The organism is Micromonospora sp. NPDC005174 (genome assembly GCF_040608495.1).
Classification (GTDB): domain Bacteria; phylum Actinomycetota; class Actinomycetes; order Mycobacteriales; family Micromonosporaceae; genus Micromonospora.
The window spans coordinates 1-21,584 of sequence record NZ_JBEXIJ010000036.1 but is presented as its reverse complement, the minus strand read 5'-3'; the positions used below and the strand labels follow the sequence as shown (position 1 = coordinate 21,584).

General features: G+C 71.8%; 18 protein-coding genes and 1 pseudogene. 11 read left to right on the top strand and 8 right to left on the bottom strand.

Features of this window, described 5'->3' with window-relative positions; genetic code table 11:
* Both ABZU91_RS28350 and ABZU91_RS28345 read right to left on the bottom strand, forming a co-directional pair.
* Positions 1–975, bottom strand: coding sequence for a sugar ABC transporter permease (locus tag ABZU91_RS28350; RefSeq protein WP_355246824.1), 975 nt, complete (start codon positions 973–975; stop codon positions 1–3).
* Entirely contained in the window at positions 972–2,258 is a 1,287-nt protein-coding gene (locus tag ABZU91_RS28345) for an ABC transporter substrate-binding protein (RefSeq protein WP_355246821.1), read from the bottom strand. The genes ABZU91_RS28350 and ABZU91_RS28345 overlap by 4 nt, the downstream gene beginning before the upstream one ends.
* 377 nt (positions 2,259–2,635) lie before the next feature.
* Here ABZU91_RS28345 and ABZU91_RS28340 point away from each other — a divergent pair.
* From ABZU91_RS28340 to ABZU91_RS28325, 4 genes and pseudogenes are all read left to right on the top strand, one after another.
* Positions 2,636–2,764: pseudogene (locus tag ABZU91_RS28340) on the top strand (DUF397 domain-containing protein); the annotation flags it as partial.
* 238 nt (positions 2,765–3,002) lie between these two features.
* Complete coding sequence (locus tag ABZU91_RS28335) at positions 3,003–3,704, top strand: VOC family protein (protein ID WP_355246818.1); 702 nt, start codon at positions 3,003–3,005, stop codon at positions 3,702–3,704.
* Between the two features lie 186 nt (positions 3,705–3,890).
* On the top strand, positions 3,891–4,322 hold the full coding sequence (locus ABZU91_RS28330; RefSeq protein WP_355246815.1) for a hypothetical protein: 432 nt from the start codon (positions 3,891–3,893) through the stop codon (positions 4,320–4,322).
* Between the two features lie 47 nt (positions 4,323–4,369).
* Positions 4,370–4,687 carry a hypothetical protein gene (locus ABZU91_RS28325; RefSeq protein ID WP_355246812.1) on the top strand — a complete coding sequence of 106 codons (318 nt, stop codon included), beginning with the start codon at positions 4,370–4,372 and terminating at the stop codon, positions 4,685–4,687.
* Between the two features lie 365 nt (positions 4,688–5,052).
* Here the strand turns inward: ABZU91_RS28325 and ABZU91_RS28320 are convergent, their stop codons facing one another.
* From ABZU91_RS28320 to ABZU91_RS28305, 4 genes are read right to left on the bottom strand one after another with little or no spacing between them, the layout of a single operon-like run.
* The gene (locus ABZU91_RS28320; protein WP_355246809.1) at positions 5,053–5,763 is read right to left on the bottom strand and encodes an HAD family hydrolase; all 711 of its coding nucleotides are present in this window, start codon (positions 5,761–5,763) and stop codon (positions 5,053–5,055) included.
* Between the two features lie 38 nt (positions 5,764–5,801).
* The gene (locus ABZU91_RS28315; protein ID WP_355246806.1) at positions 5,802–6,422 is read right to left on the bottom strand and encodes a TetR/AcrR family transcriptional regulator; all 621 of its coding nucleotides are present in this window, start codon (positions 6,420–6,422) and stop codon (positions 5,802–5,804) included.
* 58 nt (positions 6,423–6,480) lie between these two features.
* Positions 6,481–7,062 carry a 2'-5' RNA ligase family protein gene (locus ABZU91_RS28310; RefSeq protein WP_355246803.1) on the bottom strand — a complete coding sequence of 194 codons (582 nt, stop codon included), beginning with the start codon at positions 7,060–7,062 and terminating at the stop codon, positions 6,481–6,483.
* Positions 7,063–7,120: 58 nt separating this feature from the next.
* Positions 7,121–7,996, bottom strand: coding sequence for an RNA polymerase sigma-70 factor (locus ABZU91_RS28305; RefSeq protein ID WP_355246800.1), 876 nt, complete (start codon positions 7,994–7,996; stop codon positions 7,121–7,123).
* A gap of 157 nt (positions 7,997–8,153) precedes the next feature.
* On the opposite strand from ABZU91_RS28305, the gene ABZU91_RS28300 reads away from it, so the two are divergent.
* Both ABZU91_RS28300 and ABZU91_RS28295 read left to right on the top strand, forming a co-directional pair.
* Complete coding sequence (locus ABZU91_RS28300) at positions 8,154–8,537, top strand: DoxX family protein (protein ID WP_355246797.1); 384 nt, start codon at positions 8,154–8,156, stop codon at positions 8,535–8,537.
* Positions 8,538–8,577: 40 nt separating this feature from the next.
* Positions 8,578–8,976: a hypothetical protein gene (locus ABZU91_RS28295; protein WP_355246794.1), complete on the top strand. Its 399-nt coding sequence runs from the start codon at positions 8,578–8,580 to the stop codon at positions 8,974–8,976.
* 161 nt (positions 8,977–9,137) lie between these two features.
* On the opposite strand, the gene ABZU91_RS28290 is transcribed toward ABZU91_RS28295, so the two are convergent.
* The gene (locus tag ABZU91_RS28290; RefSeq protein ID WP_355246792.1) at positions 9,138–9,437 is read right to left on the bottom strand and encodes a ribosomal protein L7/L12; all 300 of its coding nucleotides are present in this window, start codon (positions 9,435–9,437) and stop codon (positions 9,138–9,140) included.
* A 421-nt stretch (positions 9,438–9,858) separates the two neighbouring features.
* Complete coding sequence (locus tag ABZU91_RS28285) at positions 9,859–12,564, bottom strand: glucosidase (RefSeq protein ID WP_355246789.1); 2,706 nt, start codon at positions 12,562–12,564, stop codon at positions 9,859–9,861.
* Between the two features lie 42 nt (positions 12,565–12,606).
* Here ABZU91_RS28285 and ABZU91_RS28280 point away from each other — a divergent pair, with 42 nt between their 5' ends.
* The 5 genes from ABZU91_RS28280 (at position 12,607) to ABZU91_RS28260 (ending at position 21,047) form a co-directional block, all read left to right on the top strand.
* Entirely contained in the window at positions 12,607–14,550 is a 1,944-nt protein-coding gene (locus ABZU91_RS28280) for an amylo-alpha-1,6-glucosidase (protein ID WP_355246786.1), read from the top strand.
* Positions 14,551–14,687: 137 nt separating this feature from the next.
* Entirely contained in the window at positions 14,688–16,022 is a 1,335-nt protein-coding gene (locus tag ABZU91_RS28275; protein ID WP_355246783.1) for a glycosyltransferase family 4 protein, read from the top strand.
* A 248-nt stretch (positions 16,023–16,270) separates the two neighbouring features.
* A complete protein-coding gene (locus ABZU91_RS28270) occupies positions 16,271–18,376 on the top strand; it encodes a serine/threonine-protein kinase (RefSeq protein WP_355246780.1) in 2,106 nt (701 codons plus the stop codon).
* A gap of 118 nt (positions 18,377–18,494) precedes the next feature.
* The gene (locus ABZU91_RS28265; protein WP_355246778.1) at positions 18,495–20,135 is read left to right on the top strand and encodes a protein kinase; all 1,641 of its coding nucleotides are present in this window, start codon (positions 18,495–18,497) and stop codon (positions 20,133–20,135) included.
* 102 nt (positions 20,136–20,237) lie between these two features.
* The gene (locus ABZU91_RS28260; RefSeq protein ID WP_355246775.1) at positions 20,238–21,047 is read left to right on the top strand and encodes a metal-dependent hydrolase; all 810 of its coding nucleotides are present in this window, start codon (positions 20,238–20,240) and stop codon (positions 21,045–21,047) included.
* Positions 21,048–21,584: the final 537 nt, after the last annotated feature.

The following is a 21,584-nucleotide window of genomic DNA, read 5'->3' as shown; positions in this document are numbered from 1 at the left end:
TCAGCGCCTCTCGGAATCGTCGCTGCCGGGGGCAGCGGTGCCGAACAGCTTCACGAAGACGAAGGCGATGATCGCCACCGTGATGAAGACCAGCACCGACATCGTCGAGCCGATGCCGAGGTTGAGACCCCGCAGCAGGTTGTTGTAGGCGAGCATCGACACCGACGACGTTTCGTTGCCGCCGGCGGTCAGGACGAAGATGTTGTCGAACACCCGGAACGCGTCCAGGGTGCGGAACAGCAGCGCGACCAGGATCGCCGGCTTCATCACCGGCAGCATCACCTTGGTGAACTTCTGCCAGGCCGTCGCGCCGTCGGTGGAGGCGGCCTTGAGCAGGTCGTCCGGCACCAGGGCCAGCCCGGCCATCAGCAGCAGCGCCATGAACGGCGTGGTCTTCCAGATCTCGGCCAACATGATGATCGCCAGCGAGCTGGCCCGCTCGGTGAGGGGCGCGCCGTCACTGAACAGGTCGGCCAGGTAGCCGGTGCCGGGCGTCCAGGCGTACCGCCAGGAGAAGGCCGCGACCACCGTGACGATGCCGTACGGGATGAGCGCGGAGGTACGGACGATGCCCCGCCCGACGAGCGTACGGTGCATGATCAGCGCCAGTCCCATGCCGAGCACCAGCTCGACGGCCACGGTGACCACCGTGATCAGCGTGGTCACCCCGAACGCCGTCCACCAGAACTCGTTGGTGAGCACGGTGACGTAGTTCTCCAGCCCGATGAACTCGCGCTGGTCGGGAAAGCGCAGGTCGTAGCGCTGCAACGACAGCCAGACCGAGTAGACGATCGGGTACGCGGTGACCGCGACCATCACCAGGGCGGCGGGCGCGCAGAGCAGCCAGCCGAGTCGACGTTCGGCCTTCTTGTTCTCGCTCAGCGGCGCCTTGCGGCGGCTGCCTCGCTGGGTGGGCACCGCGGCACGCTGGCCGTCGGTCCTCTCCGGTGTCTGCGTGGTGGCGGGCCGGGTCATGGCAGCACCCCCTTCGACTCCAGGGCGTCGGCGATGGCGTCGCGCAGCTCGTCGGCGGTCTGCTGCGGACGAATACCGGACGGCGGCGACAGGAGCGCCGACATGACTGTGGAGATGCTCTGGTAGGCCGGCGTCAGAGGCCGCGTCGCCGGGTCCTTCAGCTCTTCCAGGATGGTGTCCTTCATGGGGTACGCCTCGGTCATCTCGGGCTCGTCGAAGACGGCCTCGATGGTCGGTGGCACGCCGTCGTTGATCGCGGAGAACTTCTGGTGCTCCGCGCTGCGCAGGCACCGCGCGGCCTCGAACGACAGCTCCGGGTGCTTCGAGTACGAGCTGACGGCCAGGTTCACCCCACCGATGGTGACCTTGCTGGGGGTGCCCTCGTCGACGCCCGGCACGCGGGCCCAGCCGACCTGCTTGGCCAGCTCCGGGTTGGCCTCCTGCAGGGCCGGATAGACGAACGGCCAGTTCACCTGGAACGCGCCGGCGCCGGACTGGAACTCCAACCGGACCGGGTCCTCGGTGGCGTTGCTGAACGACGGTGAGGTCACGCCCGACGTGGCGAACCGCTGCAACTGCTCCAGCGCCCGGACCGTGCCGTCGTCCATCACGGCCTTCTTGCCGTCGTCGGAGAGGACCTTTCCGCCCGCGCTCTCGGCCAGCGTGTTGTAGAGGACGACCAGGCCCTCGTACTGCGCGCCCATGGTCAGCACCTGGTACGGCTTGCCCTGGTCCTTGAGTTGCCGGGCCGCCGTGATCATCTGGTCCCAGGTGGTCGGCGGCTGCGGCACCAGGTCCTTGCGGTACCAGAGGAGCTGCACGTTGGTGTTCTTCGGCGCGGCGTAGAGCTTGTCCTCGTAGCGGGCGGTCTCCAGCGGCCCGGCGAGGGTGCCCTGCTCGACCTCGCTCTTGTCCTGACCGGTCCACTCACGAATCCAGTCGGCGCTGGCGAACTCCTGGGTCCAGGTGACGTCCAGCCCGAGGATGTCCATTCCGGTGTCCTCGGCGGCGAGCCGGCGGACCATCTGCACCCGCTGGTCGTCGGCCTGCCGGGGTAGCACCCGGTAGGCGATCTCGTACCGCCCCTTCGCCTGCGTGTTGCAGTCGTCGACGACCTTCTGCAGGTTCTGCTCCGGCGGGTAGTACAGGTTGAGCGTCGGTGGGCCGCCACTCTCGCCGCCGCCGCACGCGGCCAGCGGCGCGACCAACGCCAACGCGGCAGCCGCCGCGCCGAGCCGTCCAACCGGCCGGCGTCGGTGTCGAGCCGTTTCGGGGTCCGTCATCGCCCTCCCCCTTCCTTGGCGCAACAGACCGGGGAGGGCATCCGTGCCCCGGCGCACGGCGAGCTTCCTCCGAGCCGAGGAGCTGCGGAAACGCTCCGCTCGGATACTCCGTGCGGCTACACTGCCCCGCTCGCCGAGCCACGAAACCTGCCCGCAACGGGCAGGACGAGCACCCCCACGATCCGCGCAACATCCCGGAAACTGCTGCCTTCGCGCGGCCGGAGGCAGCACCATCACCGAAACTGCGCGGATCTTGCCCGTCCCGACCGACAGCGTCAGCCCCGGGCTCGCGCCCACGAGAGGAAGCTCGCCGAGATGCCGGACGGCGAGCGGGTGGCGCACGCCGACAACCAGCTCACCGCGCAGTTCGTCGACACGTCGACGACCCGCAGTGGCGCAAGTCGACACGGTCGGGCGGCAACGGCGGCTCCTGCGTCGAGGTCGCCGACAACCTGCCGCACGTCGTGCTGGTCCGCGACACCAAGCACCGCGACGGCGGCACCCTGCACGTCACCCCGACGTCCCCGTCCCCGCCCCGGCCGCCCGCGCCGATCTTGCAGTTCCGGTCGTCGAAAAGCCTGGAATGCGGCCTATGTCGGCACAGAAAGTGCAAGATCGCGGTCGGGCGCCGGTCGATCTTGATCCACCGGGGCTCCGTGCGGCGAGCGGGGCTTTGTGCCGCACTGGCTCCGGCGGGCGTGGCGCTTGCCCCACGGTCAGCCCCGGGTCGGGCATGCTGGGACGGTGATCGCACGCTTCAAGGACCTCTGTCTGGACGCCGTCGACCCGCTCGCCCTGGGCGGCTTCTGGGCGCGGGTGCTCGACGCCGACGTCGCCGACGCCGGTGACGGCGACACCCGGCTCGACCCCCGCTCGGCGCGCTCGGACGCCGAGTCGATCTGGGTGAACCGGGTGCCCGAGCCCCGGGTCGGCAGCACTCGCGTACACCTGGATGTGCGCCTGGCGGACGCGGACCCGGCGGCGCTCCTCGCGGCCGGCGCGCGGGCGGTGCGCGAGCCCGACGGCGACGTCGACAGGTGGGTGCTGGCCGACCCGGAGGGCAACCAGTTCTGCGTGCTCCCGGCCGGCGACGAGGCTCACCCCGGCCCGGTCGAGCTGGTGGTGGCCGCTGTCGACCCGGCCGCTCAGGCGGCCTGGTGGGCCGGCCTGCTCGGCGGTACGACCGCCTCCGGCCCGAACACCGCGTCGCTGCACGACGCCGCCGGCTTTCCCTGGGAGGCCTGGGTGTTCGACGGGGTCGACGAGCCCAAGGCCGTCAAGAACCGGATGCACTGGGACGTCGAGATGGTGGCCCCGGAGCCGACCGCCCTGCTGAACGCTGGCGCGACGCTGCTACGCGAGCCGGTCGACAGGGCGTACTGGTGGGTGCTGGCCGACCCGGAGGGCAACGAGTTCTGCGCCTTTTCGCCGCCGACCACCGGGTGAACGACCGACTACCGAGCGCGGGCGGTCTGCACTAGCGTCTTTCCCAGCGCCGCAGCCAGCGCGTTCGCCGCCGACGTCGACACGCCTCCGGCCGACCCAGCCTGCCCGATCGGTTGGTTATCGCGGGAACGTCCCTGCGCCACCGCACCGGTTCGGCAGGATCGTCCCAATGAGGGAGGTGCCGCCGTGCAGGACACCCGCGCTCTCGCCCTGACGTTCGAGGTGAGCGGCCTGCCACCGGTCAAGACCGAAGCGTTGTCCATCTTCGCCGCCGGGCACCGGCAGGCGACGAGGGTCCGCACCCTGCTCCAGGCCGCCCTCGGCGCGGCCCAGCGCACCGGCTGGACGCCACTGCCCGGGCCGATCGAGGTGGACGTGATTCTGCGGTGCCCGCCCGGGCACCGTACGTCCGACGCCAGCACGCTGCTCGGTGGCGTCTGCGCGGTACTCCAGGACAAGAAGCGCGTCGCCACCATCGGCCTGGCGCATCTCGGCGTCCTGGTGGACGTCGCCCTCTACGACGACGACCGGCAGATCCGCCGGTTGTCGTACCACGAGGAGCCGGCGGAGGACTTCTCCTACCAGGTGCGGGTCGCCGCCGTACCGACCGGCGTTTGACCGACGGCCGCGGTGGGGTATCGCGGACGCCGACGAAGGGAGCACCGATGTCGGAGCCACATGTCACGCTCGACCCACGCGGGCTCGATCCTGTGCAACAGAAGCTGCGCGGCCCGTTGGAGGACCAGCTGACCTCGGCTCTCCAGGCAGCCACCGACCGAATTCGAGCCAGCTACGCTGGTGAACCGGTCGAGCAGGTGTGCCAGCGGCTGTTGGACGAGACCCGATCTGGGTTGCACCCCGACATCGCGGCCGGCTTCAACCCGGACATGGACGAGTTCTGCCGCGTGGCGATCTCGATCGTCCGCGGCGGCGAGGGAGAGCCGGACACCCACCACGCCGGCGACGGCCGGCACCGCGCCTAGGCACAGCGATCTCCGGTGGCCGGGTCAGGACCGGGTCCGCAACTACCCGGCCCTGACCCCCGGCCGTCCGACGGGGGAGCGGACAGCTCAGGCATTTCACCACGCGCGTAGGCGTGGCACGACGCCACGCGGCTCGGTGGGGAGGCCCGGGCCGCCCTGCACTCAGCTCCACGGTGCCCGCCTGCCGGACGCCGGTGCGTCCCCGGCACACCCCGAAAGGCCGCGAACGCCGGCCCAGGCTAGGCGGATCGCGCCGGGCCGGACAAGCGTCGCCGGGCCGGTCAGAGCGTGACTGATCTCAAGGGCAAAAAGCGGCAGGTACGCGTAACGCGACCATGATCGCCGACGCTGTTCGGGTTCGACGGTCAGAAGTGCCGGAGCAGATCCGGGAAGGCGGCCAGCCGCAGTACGCCGTTGTCGGTCGGGTCCAACTCGTCGTGCTCCAACACCCAGGTGTTGTCGTTCGGGATGAACACCGCGTTCAGACCGGCCGCCCGCGCCGGCAGGATGTCCGACTTCGGGGAGTTGCCGATCATCCACGCCCGGGCCGGCTCGAACCCGTGTTCGCGGACCAGCCACCGGTACGTGTCGACGTCCTTCTCGGCGACGATGTGCGCGGCCCCGAAGTGGTGCAGCAGGCCGCAGGCGTCCAGCTTGCGCTGCTGCTCCTCCCGGTCACCCTTGGTCAGCAGCAGCAGCTCGTGCCGCTGCGCCAACTCGTCGAGGGCCTCGGCGACGCCGGGCATCAACTCCACCCGGTGCTCCACCAACGCCAGGGCCAGCCGGTCGATCTCCTGGCGCTCCGCGTCGGTGGCCGGCCGTTCACGCAACCGTTCCAGGCACTCGCCGAGACTGCGCAGGAACACCTTGCTGCCGTACCCGTGCGCGACCGCGTTGGCCCGCTCGATGTCGTCCAGGATGGTCCGGATCTCCACCTGGTTCATCGTGGGGTGGTCGATCCAGGTCAGGAAGTCGTCGATCACCCGCTCGAAGACGACGTTGTTCTCCCACAACGTGTCGTCCGCGTCGAAGATCAGCACCTGCGCCCGTCGGCGGGCCTCCTGGTCGACGGTCATGCCGGCCTCCTCGCGATCATGCTCGTGCGGACGCGACTCTAGGGCATCGCCTGCCCCGCACCCACCGGGTTTCCGCTCGCCGGGCAGGGCCACGACAGCAGCCTCTCCGTGATCATCGTCTCCCGCTCCTCCTGCGCCTCCGGGCGCAGGCGACCACCCCGGGTGAGCATGACGACGCCGTGCAGCAGACTCCAGCCCACCTCCGCGAGCGAGTCCGGGTCGCGGCCGTGCGCGAGCGGGAGCAGGGCCGCCCGCAGCGCGGCGAAGACGGCCCTCGGCGCCGCCGGCACCCCGGCCACGCCGAGGGCGAGGTCCGGGGTCAGCGCGAGCATCGCGTCGTAGACAGCCGGATTGGCGTACGCGAAGTCGAGGTACGCCCCCGCCATCACCGCCCACGCCCGTTCGGGGCACGGGTTGTCGGCGTGCGCCGCGGTCAGCGCGGCGGCCAGCTCGGCGAAGCCGTGCACCGCGACGGCGGCCAGTAGCGCATCCTGGTCGGCGAAATGCCGGTAGAGATCACCGATGTCCATGGTGGCCCTCTCGGCGACCCGACGGACGCTCAGTCCCAGCCAGCCCTCGGCTTCGGCCAGCTCACGGGCGGCGGTGACGATGACGAAGCGTCGCTCCTGGTCGGTGGCCTCCTCGGCAGGTACGGACACCGGCCGAGCGTAACGACCCGCACTGTCCGCACCGGCGTCGTGACGGATTGGTGACTCTTCACCTGCTCCGCGTCACCGGAGAAGTCCCCATCGGGAACTCACACACCGTGCGCCACGGGGCAACGTCCGGTGTTCCCGCGATGAGCCTGACCACCTCGACGGTCGCCCTGAGCGGCAGATGTTCCGCGACCGCCTCGGCGGCGTCCTCCAGCACCGACCGCGCAGCGTCGTGACCGATCGTCAGGTGCGGCACGACGTCCGAGTGCGTGCCATCGTATGGAGGCGCCTCGGGGAAACGGTGCCATACCGCTGCGGTGAGTTCTCGGAACAGATCGTCCGGCTGCGGCGCGAGCCAGACGACGGCATCGCCGAACCAGCCCACCTGGGTCAGCGAGATGTCGGACCGTGGAACCGCCGCGACGATGTCCCGTACGGTCGCCAGCACCGCCGCATCGATCCGTTCCGGTGGGAGGAACGGGTAGAGCACGGTCACGTGCGCGGGCACGCCCCAGGAAGCGGCGCGGTCCAGCGACGCGCGGAACCGCCCCACCGCAGGCTCCGCGTCAGGTATCGGCACGATCAGCGCAGTCTGCGTAGGTCCCATTGCCGCAGTGTCCGACCACGACAGCGATAGTGCCAACGGATTACCGTCCCGAGGCGAACCGACGCCCGAGCACTCGGGACGTCTGCGCGGTCGTTCAACGGCGCAACGCGGTGGCCTGCCGCATGTGTGCCAGCTTCTCGGGGTTGCGGACGGCGTACAGGCCGGTGACGAGACCGTCGTCGACGCGCACCGTCAGCACGGTGTCGAGTTCGCCGTCGAACCGGACGATCAACGCCGGCCAGCCGTTGACCTCGGCGGGGTGCAGCGACAGCGCGGCGACCTCCACCTTTCGCGAGGCCAGCAGACGGGCCACCTTGTCGGCGCCGACGACGGGCCGCAGCACCGCCTGCTTGATGCCACCGCCGTCGCCCAGCAGGACGACGTCGGGTGCCAGGATGTCGAGCAGGCCCTGCACGTCGCCCAGGTCGACCGCACGCTGGAACGCCTCCAACGCGCGGCGCGCCTCGGCCGCCGAGACCGGGCCGCGCGGCCGGCGTGCGGCAACGTGTGCCCGTGCCCGGTGGGCGATCTGGCGAACCGCGGACGGGCTCTTCTGCACGGTCGCGGCGATCTCGTCGTAGCTCACCTCGAACACCTCCCGCAGGACGAACACCGCCCGTTCGGTCGGGCCGAGCGTCTCCAGCACCAGCAGCATCGCCGTCGAGACGTTCTCCGCCAGCTCGACGTCCTCGGCGACGTCGGGCGTGGTCAGCAGCGGCTCGGGCAGCCACGAGCCGACGTAGGACTCCCTGCGCCGGCCGATCGTCCGCAGCCGGTTCAGCGCCTGGCGGGTGGTGATCCGGACCAGGTAGGCGCGCTGGTCGCGTACCGCCGCGTGGTCGGCGTCCGCCCACCGCAGCCAGGTCTCCTGGAGTACGTCCTCGGCATCGGCCGCCGAGCCGAGCATCTCGTACGCGACGGTGAAGAGCAGGTTCCGGTGCGTGACGAACGCGTCCACGAAGGGATCCATGCGCGACTCCTGGCCTCGACGTCGGTTCACCACCACCCGACACCGGTCGATCCCCACCTGTGACACCACGGGCCTGTGCAGCACATCACCCGCCGGAGCGTCACAGCCACCGGGCCGGCGGTGTCTCCTGGTCGACCCCAACCCGGAGGGAACTTCCATGAACATCGCGCTGTGGATCGCGGCCGGACTGCTGGCGGCGGTCGCTCTGGCCGGCGGCATCACCAAGACGTTCGTACCCCGCAAGAAGCTGGCCTCGCACCGCGGCGGCGGGTGGACCGGGGACGCCAGCGACGGCTTCGTCAGGACCCTGGGGGTGCTCGAACTCCTGGCCGCCGCCGGCCTGATCCTGCCCGCGGTGCTGGACATCGCGCCGGTCCTGGTGCCGGTCACCGCCATCTGCTGGGTCCTGCTGATGATCGGCGCGATGATCACCCATCTGCGCTACAGGGAGGCGAGGTTCGTCGCGGTGAACGCGGTGTACCTCGCCCTGGCCGCCTTCGTGGCCTGGGGTCGGCTCGGCCCCGAGTCCTTCAGCGGCTGACATGCACTGGAAATCCACATCGCCTCGCTAGCCTGGCGCGATGACCTCGCCGACCCCGCCGACCCCGCCACGTCGACGCACGCGACGCCTCTTCGTGGCCGGGCTCGGCGTCGTGGGCCTGCTGGCCTGCGGGTGGGGCCTGTGGTTCCTGTCTCTGTGGGCGTTCGGCGACGAGGGTTCGTTGCCGCCGAAGTGGCGTATCCCGGACGTGCCCGCCGGGGCGACAGTCGTCGACCAGAGCGAGACGTGCGCCTCCGGCGGGTGCTCGTGGCAGGTCACGGTGGCGCCCCCGGCCGGGCAGTCCCCGGAGGAACTCGCCGAGCGGATGGGTCTCGCCGAGCAGCAGGACCTGCCGCCGAAGCTGTTCGACCCCGGGTCCGTCTACGTGGTGGCGGAACCCAGGAACGGCCAGTTGGTCATCTACGTCGGCTACGAGTGAGCCGCCCCGCGACATCCGCACACTTTCGGTGAAGTTGCTGCCTCCAGCCGCCGTGATGCAGCAACAACCCTGAAGTTGCGTCGATGCAGCGGCGCAGCGGCGCTCACGGCGCAGCGCGGCAAGGGTCGGGGGCAGCGGCGACGGCCTACCGGGGCCGACAATCAGCCCAGGCCGCGCTGCCGGGCGAGCAGCTCGACGGCGTCCTTGGCCTCCCGCAAACCGACACCGGTCGCCTCCCGGTACGCCTTGATGGCCTGGATCTTGCGGCCGGCGAGCAGCTCTTGCAGGACCGCCCCGGGAGCCTCGAGCTCCGGCTCGCGGATGTCGAGGTGCGCCATGATCAGATCCAGCTTGCGCTCGACCACGGCGAGCCGGCGAGCCAGCTGATCCGCGTCGGAACGACGGCCACCTCCCGCGACCAGGAACACGAGCACGAGCGACAAGACGACGGCGATGGGCACTGTCCACTCCATAACGCGCCATTGAACACCGGCGCGGGTCCTGACACCACGCCCGCTTCGGGCTCGTTGGTCAAGCCCGTCCGGCATGCGTGATCGTCCCGGCGGACCCCGGCATGGCCTCCGCGTCATCCCGCACGCCCGTGCTCGCGTGCTCGCACGCCCGTGCTCGATCCAGGATGTAGTGGCCTCCCGCGCCGAGGACACCACTACAACAAGGATCGAGCGCGATCATGACGGAACCCGCCCGCAAGATCCGCACACTTTCGGGGATGTTGCTGCCTCCGGCCGCCGTGATGCAGCAACATCCCTGAAGTTGCGCGGATCTTGCGGCGCGGCGCGGGCCGGCGCGGCGCGGCGCGGCGCGGGCCGGCGCGGCGCGGGCCGGCGCGGCGCGGGCCGGCGCGGCGCGGGTCGGGGGCGGTCAGCGGCGCAGGGTGAGGATCAGGTCGGCGACCAGGGCCGTCCAGCCGGTCTGGTGCCAGGCGCCCAGGCCGGCGCCGTTGTCGCCGTGGAAGTACTCCGGGAAGGCGATCAGGTCCCGCCAGTCGGGGTGGGTCTGGAACAGCCGCGCCGCGCCGTAGATCGGTCGGCGGCCCCAGTCGTCCTGGGTGAAGAGCGAGATCAGCCGGCTCGACAGGTCGTCGGCGATCTCGTCCAGCGAGAGCTTCACCCCCGAGCGCGTCGGATACTCCACCTGGAGGTAGTCCCCGAAGAAGGCCGCATAGTCGCGCAGCGCGCTGATCAGCAGGAAGTTCGTCGGCATCCAGATCGGCCCACGCCAGTTCGAGTTGCCCCCGAATAGGCCGCTCGTCGACTCGGCCGGCTCGTAGCCGACGGAGAACTCCTGCCCGCCGAGGTTGACCGAGAACGGCTTGTCCAGGTGTGCGCGGGACAGCGTACGGAGGCCGAAGTCGGAGAGGAACTCGTCGGGGTCCAGCATCCGGGCGAGCAGCCGTACCACCTGATCCTGGCCGACCATGGACAGCAGCCGCTGCTGGCGGCCGTCCGGGCCCATCCGTCGGGTGCCGATGACCTCGGCGTACTCGGGGCGGTTGGTGAGGAACCAGCGCAGCCGCGCCCCCAGTTCCGGCAGGTGGTGCAGGGTCTTGGCGGTGAGGCGGGTGGTGGCGGCCAGCGGCAGCAGCCCGACCACCGAGCGGACCTTGAGCGGCACCTTCGTGCCGTCGGCGAGCCGCAGCACGTCGTAGAAGAACGCGTCCTCGTCGTCCCACAACCCCTGCTCGTACGCGGCGGCGGCGATGTAGAGGAAGTGCTCGAAGAACTTGGTGGCCGTGTCCACCCAGGTGCGGTCGTGCTCGGCCAGCACGATGGCCATGTCGAGCAGGTTGAGCGCGTACATCGCCATCCAGCCGGTGCCGTCGGACTGCTCCAGCACGCCGGCCACCGGCAGCGCCGCCGAGCGGTCGAACGGCCCGACGTTGTCCAGCCCGAGGAAGCCGCCCTCGAAGACGTTGTTGCCGCCGGTGTCCTTGCGGTTGACCCACCAGGTGAAGTTGAGCAGCAGCTTGTGCATCACCCGGCCGAGGAACTCGAAGTCCTTGCCGCCGTCGATCTCGAACACCTTGAGCGCCGCCCAGGCGTGCACCGGCGGGTTCACGTCGCCGAACGCCCACTCGTACGCCGGGATCTGCCCGTTGGGGTGCAGGTACCACTCGCGCAGCAGGAGCAGGATCTGCTCCTTGGCGAAGCCCGGGTCGACCCGGGCGATGCTCACGCAGTGGAAGGCCAGGTCCCAGGCCGCGTACCAGGGGTACTCCCAGGGATCGGGCATGGAGATGACGTCGAAGCTGGTCATGTGCCACCAGGCGCTGTTGCGCCCGTGCCGACGGCCGGCCGGTGGCGTCGAGCCGGGATCGCCGTCCAGCCAGCGTTTGACGTCGAAATGGTAGAACTGCTTGCCCCACATCAGCCCGGCGATGGCCTGCCGGGCCACCAGCGCCTCGTCGGCCGTGGCGGCCTCCGGGATCACGCCGGCGAAGAAGCGGTTCGCCTCGGCCCGCCGGGCCCACACCACGGACTCGAAGCCGTCGCGCAGGTCGGCCGGAGGCGGCGGGCCGGCGGCCGGAGGCGACGCGGTACGGGTCAGCCGCAGGCGGATCTGGCGCTGTCCGCCGGCCGGCACGTCGAGCACGTAGTGCAGCGCCCCCTTGGTGCCCTCGCGGGCGGGGTTGACCGTCGGCGCGCCGTTGACGACGTGGTCGTTGATGCCGTCCTTCGGGTACGGCGAGCGGCCCGGCAGCCCCCAGAGCCGTTCGGCGTTGGTGTCGTTGTCGCAGAGCAGCGGCACCGGTCCGCCGTCGCCCTCCAGCAGTAGCTGGCCGAGCACCCGGTGCTCACCGACCAGCCGGGTGCCCTCACCGGTCAGCCGGGGAATCCGGTCACCGCCGGGCAGCCCCCAGGCCCAGGTGTTGCGGAACGACAGGGTGGGCAGCACGTGCAGGGTCGCCGCCTGGTCGCCCCGGTTGGCCACGGTGATCACCATGCACAGGTCGGTCGGGGACGCCTTGGCGTAGTCGACGGTCACCGCCCAGTACCTGTCGTCGTCGAAGATGCCGGTGTCCACCAGCTCGTACTCGGTGTCGTCCCGGCCCCGCAGCGCGTTCACCGCGACGAGTTGGTCGTACGGGAAGGCGGCCTGCGGGTAGTGGTAGCGCCAGCGCATCCAGGAGTGCGTCGGGGTGCTGTCGAGGTACCACCAGTACTCCTTGGCGTCCTCCCCGTGGTTGCCGCCGTCGCCGCCCAGGCCGAACATCCGCTCCTTGAGGATCGGGTCCTTGCCGTTCCACAGCGCCAGGGCGAACGCGAACGTCTGTCGGTCATCGCAGACGCCGGCCATCCCGTCTTCGTTCCACCGGTAGGCTCTGGACCGCGCATGGTCGTGTGGGAAGTAGTCCCACGCCGTACCGTGCTCGCTGTAGTCCTCCCGTACCGTCCCCCACGCCCGTTCGGACAGATAGGGACCCCATGCACGCCAGTCCTGCTCCCCCGAGTCGGCCTGGGCGAGCCGAAGCCGCTCAGCGTCGGGTGGCGAGGCGTCGGAGGACGATCCGTCAGTGATCACGTGCACATCTTTGACGCCGCCGAGGTACTTCACCACAGCGGCCATTCTCGCCGTGGCGTGTTACACCTCGACGGCGGTGGAGGAAAGTTGATCGACATTAGTTTCGGTCCGCAGGTCTGCGGCGACCTGACCAGCGCGTCCAGCCGGGAGTGGCTGGTGCCCGACGGCCTCGGCGGGTACGCCATGGGCACCGTCGGCGGGCTGCGGACCCGCCGCTACCACGGCCTGCTGGTGGTGCCGGGTGACACTCCGGCGTCCCGCCAGGTGGGACTGGTCAGCCTCGACCCGGCCGTCACCCTGCCATCCGGGGCGCGGGTACGGCTCGGCGCGCACGAGTGGTCCTCCGGCGACGTGGACCCGCGCGGCTTCGAGCTGCTGGAGCGCTTCGAACTGGTCGACGGGCTGCCCCGCTGGCGGTGGCGGATCGGCGCGGTCGTGATCGAACGTGAACTGGCCATGCTCCCCGGCCGCTCCTGCGTGGCGGTCGTGCACCGGCTGGTCGCCGGCGGTCCGGTCCGGCTGGAGCTGTCCGCCGCGTGCACCTGGCGCGACGCGCACGGCGAGCGGCGGGCCGACGGCCCGACGCCGCAGGTCGAGGCCGTCGGCGACGGCGCGGTGGTCGAGGGCGCTTACCGGCTCGCCGGCCCCGGCTGGACGCCGGAGGGGCAGTGGTGGCTGGGCGTGCACCACCGCGAGGAGGCCAACCGGGGGCTGCACCCGGACGAGGACCTCTGGTACGCCGGCCGCTTCGCCGGCAAGCTGGAGCGCCCCGGCGACACGGTGTCGGTGCGGGCCTGGGCCGCTCCGCTGGACGAGGAGCCGCCGCCGGCCGACGAGATCGTGGCGGCGGCTCGGCGACGCAACCGGCAGGTGGTGACGGCGGCGAAGCCGGCCGACGACCTGGACGCGACGCTGGCGCTGGCCGCCGACGCGTTCGTGGTCCGCACCCAGCAGGCGGCGGTCGACGTGGTGGCCGGATACCCGTGGTTCGGGGCCTGGGCGCGGGACACGATGATCTCGTACGAGGGATTGTTCCTCTGCACGGGTCGGGCGACCGAGGGGCGGGAGCTGCTGCGGGCGTACGCGGCGACGCTGTCCGAGGGGATGCTCGCCAACACCGCCGACACCGGTCGGGTGGAGTACAACACCGTCGACGGCACGCTGTGGTTCCTGCACGCGGTGAGCCGGCACGTGACGGTCACCGGCGACACCGATCTCGGCGACGAGCTGCTGCCCGCGCTGCGTGGGGTCGTCGAGGCGCACGTCGCCGGAACCCGCTACGGGATCGCCGTCGACACGACCGACGGGCTGCTCACCCAGGGCGCCCCGGGTACCGCCCTGACCTGGATGGACGCCCGCGTCTACGGCGTGCCGGTCACCCCCCGCACGGGCAAGCCCGTCGAGGTCAACGCGCTGTGGATCAACGGGCTGGCCGGTCTCGCCGAGTTGACCGAGCTGGCCGGGCAGGACGCGGGCGAGCTGTGGCGACTGCACGGCACGGCCAGCTCCTCGTTCCGGGCACGGTTCCCGGCACCGACCGGGTGGCTGCACGACGTGCTGGACGCGCCCGCGCCCGCGTACCCCCTGGGTGGGGCCGCCCTGCACGACGACGACGCGCTGCGCCCCAACCAGCTGCTCGCCTGGTCGTTGCCGTTCGCGCCGCTGGAGCCGGACGAGACGGCGCTGCGCCGGATCGCGGCCGGGCTGCTCACCCCGCTCGGGCCGCGCAGCCTCGCGGAGGATTCGCCCGAGTTCGTGGCACGTCACCGGGGCGGTCCGGCCGAGCGGGACGGTGGCTACCACCAGGGCACGGTGTGGCCGTGGCTGCTCGGGCCGTACGTGGACGCTGCCCGCCGGGGCAAGATGTCAGTCGATGACGTATTGATCGGTATTGAGTCCCATCTGACCGAATATGGGCTAGGCTCGGTCAGTGAGACGGCCGACGGCGTCGCGCCGCACTCCGCGACCGGCTGCCCGTTCCAGGCGTGGTCGGTGGCCGAGTTGCTGCGGGTACGCCGAAAAGGCCAGTAGCGCTTTACACGACCGCAACGGCGGTGTCTCCGCTGGTTATCTCGGCCCCGGCAGGATTGGCCCCGATCCAGACGCGACGGCGACACCGACTCCGGTGTCGGTCGGCGCGCGCCCGGGGACAACTCAAAGGGGACCGCATGTCACCCGATGCCCACGTGATCGACATCCACCCCGCCCGCCAGCTACGGGTGCTGATGCTGTCGTGGGAGTACCCGCCGGTGCTCGTCGGTGGCCTCGGCCGCCACGTCCACGCCCTGTCCGTCGCCCTGGCCGCCGCCGGGCACGAGGTCACCGTCGTCACGCGCCACGCCGAGGGCGCGCCCCTGGAGGAGTACGCCGACGGCGTCCGCATCCTGCGCGCCCCCGAAGACCCCGTCGCCTTTCCCCTGGCCACCGGCTCACTCCTGGCCTGGACCATGGCGTTCAACCACACCCTCACCCGCACCGCCCTGCGCGCCACCCAGGCCGGCGCGTACGACGTCATCCACGCCCACGACTGGCTCGTCGCCCACACTGCGGTCACCCTCTCCGAACACCTCGACCTGCCGCTGGTCACCACCATCCACGCCACCGAGGCGGGCCGGCACCAGGGCTGGCTGCCCGAGGAGATGAACCGCACCATCCACGGCGTCGAGCACTGGCTCAGCGGAACCTCCACGCGGGTGATCACCTGTTCGGGTTACATGCGCGACCAGGTCAGCGCGCTGTTCGACGTACCGACCGGGCTTGTCGACGTCGTCCCCAACGGCGTCGACGACCGGGCCTGGCGGGCCCGACCGCGCGCCGTCGCGTCGGCCCGCGCCCGGTTCGCCGCGGACGGCCCCCTCGTCGGGTACGCCGGACGGCTCGTCTACGAGAAGGGCGTGCAGCACCTCGTGCACGCGGTACCCCGACTGCGCGAACGGCACCCCGGACTGCGCGTGGTGATCGCCGGTGACGGCCCGTACCGCCCCGAATTGGAGGCCCAGGCCCGCAAGCTGGCCCTCGGCTCGACGGTCCGCTTCACCGGCTTCCTCGACGCCACCCAACTGCCGGCGGTGCTCGGCGCGACCGACGCGACGGTGGTCCCCAGCCTCTACGAGCCGTTCGGCATGGTGGCCCTGGAGGCCGCGGCGGCCGGAGCGCCCCTCGCGGTGGCCCGTACCGGCGGCCTCGCCGAGATCGTCGAGCCCGGCGTCACCGGCGTGACGTTCCCGCACAGCGACCCGGTCGCTCTCGCGGGCGCGGTCGACCGACTGCTCGGCGACGAGGTCTTCGCCCGGCGGGTGGCCCGGCGAGCCCGCACCATGGTCGGCGAACGGTACGGCTGGGCAGCCATCGCGGCCCGCACCGCCGCCAGCTACGCCACGGCCCGCCGCGAGCACGGCCCACTCCAGGCCCGCCGGGCCGCCGCCCGGCTGGTCGGCGGACGTGACCGGATCGCCATTCCAGAGGGCAATCTGCTCGCCGCCGCCGACCACGCCGCCTGCTGAGGTAGGGCCTGTTTCATAAGGGCGATCGAGCCGAGGCGGAGTCCGGGCGGCGATCCGGCAAGGCGCGGTTGTGTCCGGATACCGGTGTTGTATCCGGACACAACCGCAACGCCGCCGGGCGCCGTCCGGGCCCGCCGCAGGCCGACCAGTTCTTATGAAACAGGCCCTGGGTCGGACGACCTATAGGTACCCTCCGATCCGCTGGTTAGGGTGTACACCGGACAGCGGCTGAGGAGGAGCGTGCGCAGGTGCTGATCGCCGGTCGGTACCGGCTGCTCGACCTGGTGGGCCGCGGGGGCATGGGTCGGGTCTGGCGAGCCCGCGACGAGATGCTGCACCGCGAGGTCGCGGTCAAGGAAGTCGTACCGCCGACCTGGTTGGCCGACCACGAGCGAGCCGAACTGCGCTCGCGCACCATGCGCGAGGCGCGCACCGCGGCCCGGCTCAACCACGCCGCCGTGGTCCGGCTCTACGACGTCGTCCAGGTCGAGGGCAGTCCCTGGATCGTGATGGAGTACGTCCCGTCGCGCACCCTGCAGGACGTCATCGACGCCGAGGGGCCGCTCGAGCCGACCCGCGCAGCCCAGATCGGCCTGGCCGTGCTCGACGCGCTGGAAGCCGCCCACACGGCCGGGGTGCTGCACCGCGACATCAAGCCGCAGAACGTGCTCGTCGCCCACGACGGCCGGGTGATGCTCACCGACTTCGGCCTGGCCACCTTCGACGGCGGGGACGGCGCGATGACCCGCCCCGGGATGGTGCTCGGCTCCCCGCAGTACGTCGCACCCGAGCGGGCCGCCGAGGGAGTGTCCACGGTGGCGGCCGACCTGTGGTCGCTGGGCGCCACCCTGCACGCCGCCGTGGAGGGCCGCTCCCCGTACGCCCGCAGCAACGCGATGGCCACCCTCAGCGCACTGGCGGCCGGGCCACCCGACCCGGCCCCTCACGCCGGGCCGCTCGCGCCGGTCCTCGACGGCTTGCTGCGCCGCGACCCCGACGACCGCCTCGACCACGACGGGGCTCGCCGGCTGCTCACCGCCGCCGCGTCCAGCCGCACCAACCTGCCGGACCACCCGCCGCACGGCGTAGCCGACTCCACCTCGCCCACGACCGGCCTCGCCGGCCTTGCAGGCCTCGCAGGCCTCGCAGGCCTCGCAGGTCCGACCAGCCCCGCAGGCCCGACCAGTACGCCGTACTCCCCTGCATCCCCCGCCTCCTCCTCCGCTGCCTTCCCCGCCTCCGCTGCCTCCCCTGCCCTGGGGGCGTCCGCTGCCTCCGGGGCGGCCCCCGCGTCCGCTGCCTCCGGGGCGGCCCCCGCGTCCGCTGCCTCCGGGGCGCCCGCTGTCTCCGCTGCCTCCGGGGCGGCCCCCGCGTCCGCTGCCTCCGGGGCGTCCGCTGCGTCCGCTGCCTCCGGGGCGTCCGCTGCTTCCGCTGCTTCGGGGACGTCCACCTCCGGGGAGGTGGACGCCGCCGGCCGCTGGCAGCCGGAGTCCGACTCGACCGACGCTGGCGTGGGCGCGCGCGGAAACGCTCGGTCCGACGACCAGTCGGGCACCGGCCCGGGTGGGCAGGCCCCGACGGACGCGGCCGGCGGGGGTCAGGCGGGCCGCCGACGTCCGGCGCGGCAGGCGGCGCTTGTGGTCACGGCGTTGCTCGTGGCCGTCGCCGCTGGCGTGGTCACCGCGCTGGCCGTCGCCGACGACGGCCCGACCGGCACCGCCGGACCGTCCGCCACCCCGACCGCCGGGCAGGTGGACGACGGTCGCGGGCCGGACGGCGACGACCGGGGTGGCCCGCACCGCGGCGGGCCGGGCCGGCCCGGCCCGCCGCCCGGGGGCCGGGACGTTCCCCCGCCGCCGTTTCCCTGCGTCCACCCGGACATCACCGGCGCACCGGTCACGGTCGGGGCACCCGACGCCGGCGAGCGGTTCCGGCCGCCGCCGGGTTGGGTGTGGCATGCCGACACGACCGGCTTCCGGGTCTCCGTCCCGGCGACCTGGTACTACTCGCGCGAGGGCACGGTGGCCTGTTTCCAGGACCCGGCCACCGGCCGGGCGTTGAGCGTCGCCGAGGGCGGCGCGGCGGACCCGCTGACCCGCCTGCGCGCGGTCCGCGACGAGGCCTCCCGCGCCGGGGCACTGCCTGGCTACGACGAGATCCGGCTCGGCACCGGCGACGGTGGCGTCGAGTGGGAGTGCCGGTGGGATGCCCCAAACGGCCCCCGGCTGCACGCACGGCAACAGATCGTGGGCGCGGAGCGCTGGACGCTGGGTTGGATCACCGACGATCGGGACTGGACCGCCGCCAGCGCGGACTGGACCACCGTGCGAAAGAGTTTCCGACCACCTCGCTGACCTGCGCCGTATGGCCCTGCTCGGCCCTCCGTCCGGCGTGGATCTAGGCCGCTCAGCGGATGAGAAAACCGGCGGCGGTGGCTATCGTGTAACGCAGGGTGACCGAGGGGGAGCGACCGTGCAGCAGTTGCTGATCGCGGGTCGGTACCGGCTGCTCGACCTGGTCGGCACCGGCGGGATGGGCCGGGTGTGGCTGGCCCGCGACGAGATGCTGCACCGGGACGTGGCGGTGAAGGAGGTCGTGCCGCCGGCCTGGCTGGCCGAGGCCGAGCGCGCGGAGCTACGACTGCGGACGCTCCGCGAGGCGCGCACCGCCGCGCGCCTCAACCATCCCAACGTCGTCCGCCTGTACGACGTCGTGCACGACGGGGAGAACCCGTGGATCGTGATGGAGTACGTGGCGTCCCGGTCGGTCCAGCAGATCATCAACGCCGAAGGCCCGCTCAGCCCCGCCCGTACGGCCCGGATCGGGCTGGCGGTGCTCGCCGCGTTGCGGGCCGCGCACACCGCCGGTGTCCTGCACCGCGACGTGAAGCCGCACAACGTACTGGTGGCCGACGACGGTCGGGTGGTGCTCACCGACTTCGGACTGGCGACCTTCGACGGTGGCGACGGGGCGATGACCGGCCCGGGCCTGGTGCTCGGCTCCCCGCAGTTCGTCGCACCGGAGCGGGCGCGCGACGGCGTGTCGGATCCGCGCACCGATCTGTGGTCGTTGGGCGCGACGCTCTACGCGACCGTCGAGGGACAGTCCCCGTACGCGAGATCCAGCGCGATGGCGACGCTCAGCGCGCTGGCCACCGAGCCGCCAGATCCGATGCGCCGGGCCGGCCCCCTGCGCCCGGCGATCAGCGGCCTGTTGCAGCGCGATCCGTGGCGGCGGTTGACCGCCGTCGAGGCCGAGCCGCTGCTCCGCGCGGCGGCGGCCCGCCAGGATGGGCCGCCCTCGTCGACGCCCGAGCGTTCGACGGCGGTGGCGGCGGTCCGTAGTGCGGGCCGGGCCGCCGCGCCCGCCCGGGTCGACGAGCCGGGTCTCCCCCGAGACCAGGCGACGTCGGCCCGCCCGCCGGCCGCCGGCCCGGTGGGCCGACGGGGACGGCTCATCGCGTGGGGCGGTGCGGCCACCGCGGTGTCGCTGCTCGTCGCCGGGGGTGTCACGGTGGCGCTGCTCCACCGACCGGACGAACGCACGCCACCGTCCGGTTCCGGCGGAGGCGCGACCGCCACCCGACCGGCGGCGTTCGCCTGCGCCGCACCCCCGCCGCCGACGGCCACGCCGGTGCCCTCGGTGTCACCTCCAAAGGACGCGCGGTACGGGCTGCGGGAGGGCTGGACCTGGCACGACGACCCGACCGGCTTCCGCATCGCCGCGCCGGTCGCCTGGGCACGCTGGACCGAAGGGGCGGTGACCTGCTTCCGGGAACCCAGCGGGGCACGCATACTCAGCGTCGAGGCAGGACCGACGCAGGCCGATCCGCTGGCGCACCTCAAGACCGAGGAGAAGCGGCTCGTCAACGCCGGAGCGTTGCCCGGCTATCGCAAGGTGGACATTTCAGCGCTGGACGTCTTCGACGGCGGGGCCCTCTGGGAGTGCGGTTGGGAGAATGCCGCCGGCGACCAGGTGCACAGCATCCGACTGCTCGCCAACACCTCGGCCGGGCGCGCCTACACCGTCTCCTGGTTGACAAAGGAGTTCGACTGGCAGGTCAACGCGGCATACTTCGTGATGATCCGGCAGAGCTTCACCCCCACCCTCTGACACTGTCCGTTGTAGACGATCGAACTGACGCCCCTGCGACACCGGCGCTGACTACAGTGGCGTAGTTTTGGCGCTCAAGATCCCTGGGGAGGGTGAGCCGAGATGATGGGACCGTCGCACGCGCTGTCCGGCGCGGCGGTATGGCTGGCCGGGTCCTGGGCGCTGGACCAGTTCGCCGACTACCACCAGTCGCCCCTGGCGCTCGCGGTGGGCACAGCGGTGTGCGCCGGTGGGGCGCTCTTTCCGGACCTCGACCTGTCCGGCAAGGTGACCCGCAACCAGGGAGGCGCAACCGTCGCCCGTACGTTCGGGGTGTTCTCGCTCTTCGTCGCCGAGGTGATGGAAAAGATCTCCCTCGGCGTCTACTACGCGACGAAGCTCAGCAAGGACCCTCGTCGCAACAACGGGCACCGGACGCTCACCCACACGCTCCCGTTCACGCTGCTGGTCGGCTGGGGCACCACCGCGCTCTGCGCCGCGTACGGCAAGTGGGCAGTGATCACGATCCTGTTCTTCATGTTCGGCCTCGCCCTACGCGGGCTCTTCGACGACTGGGCCGAACGGGCCGGCTGGGTGATCGTGACGCTCGCTTCAGCCGGCGCCGCCTGGTTCACCTTCGCCAACCTGCCGGGCGGGCGGGGATATCCGCTGATCGGCACGGCCGTCGGGGTGGGCTGCTTCGTGCACATCCTCGGCGACATGATCACCAGGGCCGGGGTGCCGATCCTCTGGCCGATTCCGATCCGCAGACGCATGTGGACGATGATCGGTCTCCCGAACAGCATCGCTCTGCGCACCGGCAGCAAGACCGAGGTAGTCGTGCTGCGCGCCGTACTGACCGTGGTGGTGGTACTCGCCACCGCCGGCCTGATCGCCCCATCAGTCCTGCAACGCTTCAACATCGACATATAAGCCCCCCCGCCGCGCCGACCCTGCCCCGTAGCGCTTGCCGCGCGCCCGCCGCAACTACCTTGCACACGCCAGCGCGCCGCCGTGCCCGTCGCGCTCGCGCGCCGCCGCCGTGCCCGTCGCGCTCGCGCGCGCCGCCGCTGCGCCCGCGCGCGCCGCCGCTGCGCCGATCTTGCACTTGCGGATGCCGATCGATCCGGTTTCGCACCTTATGTCGCCACCGAAAGTGCAAGATCGACGCCGAGAGGGACGTCGCCGACGTCAAGATCGTGCTCGATCCTGGATCTAGTTGTATCGGCGCAAGGTGAGGCCACTAGATCCTGGATCGAGCACGATCATGCTGAACCCCGCCGGGCAAGAACCCCGTAGGACCTACTCGCTCGCGCCGATCTTGCACTTACGGTCGACGAAGTGTTCAGGTTTGCGTGCTTTGTCGGCGCAGGAAGTGCAAGATCGCCGCGCCCCGCGCCCCGCGCCCCGCGCCCCGCGCCCCGCGCCCCGCGCCCCGCGCCCCGCGCCCCGCGCCCCGCGCCCCGCGCC

What these genes read in the sequence shown, in the direction of transcription:
- ABZU91_RS28350 (WP_355246824.1), bottom strand. Translation starts at nt 975, where the DNA reads ATGACCCGGCCCGCCACCACGCAGACACCGGAGAGGACCGACGGCCAG.
- ABZU91_RS28345 (WP_355246821.1), bottom strand. Translation starts at nt 2,258, where the DNA reads ATGACGGACCCCGAAACGGCTCGACACCGACGCCGGCCGGTTGGACGG.
- ABZU91_RS28325 (WP_355246812.1), top strand. Translation starts at nt 4,370, where the DNA reads ATGTCGGAGCCACATGTCACGCTCGACCCACGCGGGCTCGATCCTGTG.
- ABZU91_RS28320 (WP_355246809.1), bottom strand. Translation starts at nt 5,763, where the DNA reads ATGACCGTCGACCAGGAGGCCCGCCGACGGGCGCAGGTGCTGATCTTC.
- ABZU91_RS28305 (WP_355246800.1), bottom strand. Translation starts at nt 7,996, where the DNA reads ATGGATCCCTTCGTGGACGCGTTCGTCACGCACCGGAACCTGCTCTTC.
- ABZU91_RS28300 (WP_355246797.1), top strand. Translation starts at nt 8,154, where the DNA reads ATGAACATCGCGCTGTGGATCGCGGCCGGACTGCTGGCGGCGGTCGCT.
- ABZU91_RS28295 (WP_355246794.1), top strand. Translation starts at nt 8,578, where the DNA reads ATGACCTCGCCGACCCCGCCGACCCCGCCACGTCGACGCACGCGACGC.
- ABZU91_RS28285 (WP_355246789.1), bottom strand. Translation starts at nt 12,564, where the DNA reads ATGGCCGCTGTGGTGAAGTACCTCGGCGGCGTCAAAGATGTGCACGTG.
- ABZU91_RS28275 (WP_355246783.1), top strand. Translation starts at nt 14,688, where the DNA reads ATGTCACCCGATGCCCACGTGATCGACATCCACCCCGCCCGCCAGCTA.
- ABZU91_RS28260 (WP_355246775.1), top strand. Translation starts at nt 20,238, where the DNA reads ATGATGGGACCGTCGCACGCGCTGTCCGGCGCGGCGGTATGGCTGGCC.